Raw genomic sequence first — 5,053 nt, 5'->3', positions numbered from 1 at the left:
GCGTCGAATAGGACAGACGGCCCGCCGTCGATCATGTGCTTTGCCGCGATCCAGCTGCCGTCAGCGGCCTCGACGCCGCCAACCTTCGGCGCGACCACCTCCATGACTGCGCCCTCCTTCTCGATCGCTGCTTGCAGCTTCTTCAGCTGTGCCGCATCGGCGCCGGGACTGACAAGCACGCCAACCTTGCGGCCGGCAAAGCTTTCCGGGCCGTTTTCGATGACGCTGAGCGCGGGCGAGGGTTCGAGATCGTCGCGAGGCGCTATCGCGGCATCCGCCGGCTTAGGCAGTTCTTTCATGCCGAGTTTGTCGGCGACTGTTTCGGCAAGTCCCTCGTCGATGTTGAGCAGGTGCGCGACCATACGTTCCCGGATGGCCACCGTCTCGACCTTGCTGAGTTCGAAGGTCAACGCCATGGCGATATGGCGCTGCTCGGGAGCAGTCTGACTGTTGAAGAACTGCCGCGCCTGGCTGTAGTGGTCGGCGAAGCTTTCCGCACGTAGCCGGACCTTCTGGCCTTCTTCCGCGTCGGCGAACGACCTGAAACCCCGCTGTAGCGATTCCCGAGGGCCTTCGCCAAAGGAATTCGGCTGGTAGTTCACTCGGCCCACCGGATTGCGCATCGCCATGTGGCCGTCCTGCTGGAAGTGGTGAAACGGGCATTTCGGCGCGTTGATCGGAATGTGCGTGAAGTTGGGGCTACCCAAGCGCTTCAGCTGCGTATCCAGGTAGGAGAAGTTCCGGCCCTGCAGCAGCGGGTCGTTGGAGAAGTCGATCCCCGGCGGCACGTTCTGGGTCATGAACGCGACCTGCTCGGTCTCGGCGAAGAAATTGTCGGGCATCCGGTCGAGCACCAGTCGGCCGACCGGAACCGGCGGCAGGATTTCTTCAGGGATGAGTTTGGTCGGGTCGAGCACGTCGAAGTCGAAACTGTCCGCAAACTCTTGATCGAAGAGCTGCAGGTTGAGTTCCCATTCCGGAAAATCTCCGGCCTGAATTGCATTCCAAAGATCACGCCGATGAAAATCCGGGTCGGCACCGTTGATCTTGACGGCTTCGTTCCAGACCACCGACTGCATGCCCAGCTTCGGTTTCCAGATAAACTTGACGAAGGTGGATTCGTCCTTAGCGTTCACAAGCCGGAAGGTATGCACGCCAAAACCCTGCATGAACCGGAAGGAACGCGGGATGGCGCGGTCGGACATCACCCACATGATCATGTGCATCGATTCCGGCGTCAGGCTGATGAAGTCCCAGAAATTATCATGCGCCGACTGGGCCTGGGGGAAGGCGCGGTCTGGCTCAGGCTTCACCGCATGAATGATGTCGGGGAACTTGATCGCGTCCTGGATGAAGAAAACAGGGATGTTGTTGCCGACAAGGTCCCAGTTGCCTTCTTGAGTGTAGAACTTGACTGCGAAGCCGCGCACGTCGCGGGCGAGGTCGAACGAGCCCTTCGATCCTGCAACGGTAGAGAAGCGCACAAAAACCGGTGTCTTCTCGCCGGCACGCTGAAAGATGTCGGCGCGCGTATAGGCCGCCAGCGACTCGTAGGTTTCGAAGAAGCCGTGTGCCCCATAGCCCCGCGCGTGCACCACGCGCTCAGGAATGCGCTCGTGGTCGAAGTGGAAGATCTTCTCCCGGAAATGGAAATCTTCGATGAGCGCCGGACCGCGCTCACCGACCTTCAAAGTGTTCTGGTCATCGGCGACCGGACCGCCTTGCGCGGTCGTCAGGACCTCGGTATCCCCCTCGGCGATCTGGTGAAGCTCGCCTCCGTTCCCGCGCATCAACTTTTGATCATGGATCGTCGCGGGCTTGCCCGACGACTGTCTAGTGGTCTTAGCCATGCTGATATTTCCTTCTGGAGAAACCGGACTTCAGATCAATCTCAATGCCGGCCTACCCCTTAAGTTCCTTATGCGAGCGGAGCAGTCCTCTTTCAGGCAGACTACCCGCGGGCGCAATACAAGGGCATTTGCGGCCCCTTTAGAGCGTGGCCACCGACCGTCTGGAACCGCTGACGGGGCGCGCAGTTGTGTCGACCACAAACGTGGGGAAAATTCTATGGCCAGCGCACGGGAAGAAGCGGAAGTCACTGCCAAGCTCGCGAGTGAGCACGGCGTGTCCGAGGAGGCTGTGAGGGTGGTTTTCGATGCCATGCGTCGCGGCGGCGGGACCATGGCGCAGTTCAGCCATGCCGAGTTCGGCGGTATGTCGCAATGGTCTTCCGGCATGACCATGGTCGGCGACATGTTCAACGACAGCCTAAAAGCAAAGCTCAATGCCATTGCCGGTGAACTGTCGAGGTACCTGCGCGAGCACCCGGTCGAGCATCCAGACGCGGATCGTGCTGTCAGTTATCGTTCCGGTGGCACTCGTCATGCCGGTTCATGGTGGCCCCAAGAACTCGGCAACCCTTCTTCCGTCGGGTCTCAGAATGACATGCGCTACGCGGTGTTTCCCGTAAAGCGTCGCTTGGTGATCGATGATCACGGCCAGACCACGACCTACGACACCGGCGATCACCAGATTTCCGGTGTGTCTCAAGCGCAGAGCACGGATTCCACCCTTACTTTCGTAAGCCAGCGCGGCGTCGTCCGCGTTTCGGATCTAGCGCGGGCGGATAGCTCTGAGCCGCGTCGTTCCTGAGATTGGGCGTTGTATCTATGGATAATGTTACGATCGTCGGATATCTCGCAGCCCTATGTTCGATGACCAGCTTTACGCCGCAGGCGTGGAAAATCATCAGGACGCGCGACACCGGCAGTATCTCGGCCCCAATGTACGCGCTCACCGTTTTGGGTTTCGCGCTGTGGCTAGTCTTCGGCGTCATAAAGGAAGAATGGCCTATCATCATCACCAACGGGGCCTGTCTACTCCTCTCTGCATTCATCCTGCTGATGACCGTGCTTCCACGAGCCAAGAAAGAAGCCGTTGCAGATGCTCTCGACCCGAGGACAGAAGGCACGGGCGATCCCAAAGGTTGATCTCGATTCGTGGTATTGTCGACATCGCCGCACTGAAGGATAGACCTGTTATGACCGTTCGATACAGATTGGGGTGCGAGCTCTCTTACGAGGTGAAAGCGCCCACCGTCTTCATCTTCAACCTGGAAGTGGCGAGGTTGCTTAGGCATCATGACCTGGTTGAGCGGCTGACTGTCACGCCAGACCTTCCGCGTCGGACTTACACTGTTCCCGACATACAGAATCGATATGTGAGTGTCTCAGCGCAACCTGGCCCGTTGAAGGTCATCTATGAGGCTGATGTGACGCTCGAGGTCTTCCGCGCCGATCCGGCGACGATTGGCGAGACCCCGCTCGACGCGATGCCGCTCGACATAATGCCTTTTCTTCTACCGTCGCGGTTTGTCCCTTCGGACAGGCTGTCTGCATTTGCTTGTCGCGAATTTGGCGACTTGCCAACGGGTCACGGCCGCGTCACGGCGATCTGCAACTGGCTCTACGACAATATCGATTACCGTCGCGGCTCGTCGAACGAACAGACCACTGCCGACGAAAGCCTCTTGCTCCGGGCAGGAGTTTGCCGTGATTTCGCCCATCTTGGCATCGCTTTCTGCCGTGCCCTCAATATTCCGGCGCGCTTCGTGAGCTGTTACGCCTACGGGCTGGAGCCGCGGGACTTTCATGCGGTATTCGAGGCCTATCTTGACGGCCGCTGGTGGCTCTTCGATGGAACGCGGCAAGCCAATCTCGATGGACTGGTCCGCATCGGCGTCGGCCGGGACGCTGCGGAGATTGCGTTCGCCTCGCCCTTTGGCGAGATCGAAGCCGGACCGGTCAAGATAACCATCGACCACGCTGATGGATCTCCTGAGTTGCCGGGCCGAACGACCGATGCAATCTCCACCGAGGAGCCCGCGCCGAACGCCGGCGCAAATTGAGCGGAGTTCACCGTCGTCGATAGAAGGTCTGCATGTAAACGGACGGCGTCGACTATTCTCCGGCCCTGGTCAGAATCCGCGCAGTTCTGTCTCCAGTTTCTCCGCTGCTTCTTCCGCCATGTGGTGACCGCAGTCCAGGCCCCGTCCCTCCAGCCGTGTCGTCCATGGTCGCCAGACGCCGAGCACGTCACCATAGCTGCTCCAGATCATCCCGCAGCGACCAAAGCGCCAGCGTCGGGCACTGCACCTCGCGCCCAGCACGCCGGTCCTCTTCGTCGTGCTGCCGGTCGATGCCGAGGCCGGCGCGATAGTCCTCCAACATCCCATGGATCGTCTCCGGGTCGCGCGTGGCGGCCATGAAGTCGGCGTAGGCCTCCTTTCCCATCTGCTCCGGTGCGAAGCGGCGGGCGATCGGTCATGACGGTGCTCCATCAATTCGGGAGATTGGGCCGGACATTAGCCCGACAAGCCGCAACGATGGACGAAGGCAATCGTTCCTGCGACGCGCCCGCGGTTAGTGGCCGGAACGGACGCTCGCGCCGCGCGTTCTCGACATATCCTTTTCCAAATCCAAATCCAGGAGCGCGCCGTGGGTCTGTTTACGAAAGACATCAAGACGATGGACGATCTGTTCCTGCACGTGCTGCAGGACATCTACTATGCCGAAAAGCAGATCCTGAAGGCGCTACCCGACATGGTCGAAAAGGCAACCAACCGCGACCTGACGGCTGCCTTCAAGGCGCACCTAGCCGAAACGGAAAAACATGTTCAACGGCTTGAACAAGCCTTCGACCTTATCGGCGAATTGCCAAAGGGAACAACCTGCCCAGCGATCGACGGCATCATCAAGGAAGCGAACGATGTCGCCGGCGAGGTGGCCGAGAAAAAGGTCCTCGACGCGGCATTGATCACCGCTGCGCAGGCCGTCGAACACTACGAGATCACCCGCTACGGAACCTTGATCGCATGGGCAGGGGAGAGCGGCAAAGAAGCCGTGGCCAGACTTTTGACCACGACGCTCAACGAGGAAAAGGCGGCCGACAAAAAGCTGACCACCATCGCCGAGCGAAAGGTCAACGAAAAGGCATCGAGTTGACCGGCCGCCGTTCGGGGGACCGCGGCATGAACGCGCTCGCTGAACAGACC

General features: G+C 59.8%; 6 protein-coding genes. 4 read left to right on the top strand and 2 right to left on the bottom strand.

Annotation, left to right across the window (positions count from 1 at the left end; translation table 11 throughout):
• Positions 1–1,850: catalase (locus tag EN750_RS18050; protein ID WP_127397223.1), on the bottom strand; the 1,850-nt coding region annotated here is incomplete at its 3' end.
• A 217-nt stretch (positions 1,851–2,067) separates the two neighbouring features.
• Between EN750_RS18050 and EN750_RS18045 the strand changes: the two genes are divergently transcribed.
• The 3 genes from EN750_RS18045 to EN750_RS18035 are packed head-to-tail and all read left to right on the top strand — an operon-like array spanning position 2,068 to position 3,907.
• Positions 2,068–2,652, top strand: coding sequence for a hypothetical protein (locus EN750_RS18045; protein WP_127397222.1), 585 nt, complete (start codon positions 2,068–2,070; stop codon positions 2,650–2,652).
• 17 nt (positions 2,653–2,669) lie between these two features.
• On the top strand, positions 2,670–2,990 hold the full coding sequence (locus tag EN750_RS18040) for a SemiSWEET transporter (RefSeq protein WP_127397221.1): 321 nt from the start codon (positions 2,670–2,672) through the stop codon (positions 2,988–2,990).
• A 50-nt stretch (positions 2,991–3,040) separates the two neighbouring features.
• Positions 3,041–3,907 carry a transglutaminase family protein gene (locus EN750_RS18035; RefSeq protein ID WP_127397224.1) on the top strand — a complete coding sequence of 289 codons (867 nt, stop codon included), beginning with the start codon at positions 3,041–3,043 and terminating at the stop codon, positions 3,905–3,907.
• Between the two features lie 187 nt (positions 3,908–4,094).
• Here EN750_RS18035 and EN750_RS18030 read toward each other — a convergent pair whose 3' ends face one another.
• Positions 4,095–4,292 carry a hypothetical protein gene (locus EN750_RS18030; RefSeq protein WP_127397220.1) on the bottom strand — a complete coding sequence of 66 codons (198 nt, stop codon included), beginning with the start codon at positions 4,290–4,292 and terminating at the stop codon, positions 4,095–4,097.
• Positions 4,293–4,496: 204 nt separating this feature from the next.
• Between EN750_RS18030 and EN750_RS18025 the strand changes: the two genes are divergently transcribed.
• Complete coding sequence (locus EN750_RS18025; RefSeq protein WP_127397219.1) at positions 4,497–5,003, top strand: ferritin-like domain-containing protein; 507 nt, start codon at positions 4,497–4,499, stop codon at positions 5,001–5,003.
• Positions 5,004–5,053 lie beyond the last annotated feature (50 nt).

Source organism: Mesorhizobium sp. M7A.F.Ca.ET.027.03.2.1 (assembly GCF_003999175.1).
In the GTDB taxonomy this organism is placed as follows: Bacteria; Pseudomonadota; Alphaproteobacteria; order Rhizobiales; family Rhizobiaceae; genus Mesorhizobium.
The sequence above is the reverse complement of the archived record's forward strand: the minus strand, read 5'-3'. Positions and strand labels throughout refer to the sequence as shown.

Excerpts from the sequence above, each read along its gene's own strand:
- EN750_RS18045 (WP_127397222.1), top strand. The coding sequence starts at position 2,068 with ATGGCCAGCGCACGGGAAGAAGCGGAAGTCACTGCCAAGCTCGCGAGT.
- EN750_RS18040 (WP_127397221.1), top strand. The coding sequence starts at position 2,670 with ATGGATAATGTTACGATCGTCGGATATCTCGCAGCCCTATGTTCGATG.
- EN750_RS18035 (WP_127397224.1), top strand. The coding sequence starts at position 3,041 with ATGACCGTTCGATACAGATTGGGGTGCGAGCTCTCTTACGAGGTGAAA.
- EN750_RS18030 (WP_127397220.1), bottom strand. The coding sequence starts at position 4,292 with ATGGGAAAGGAGGCCTACGCCGACTTCATGGCCGCCACGCGCGACCCG.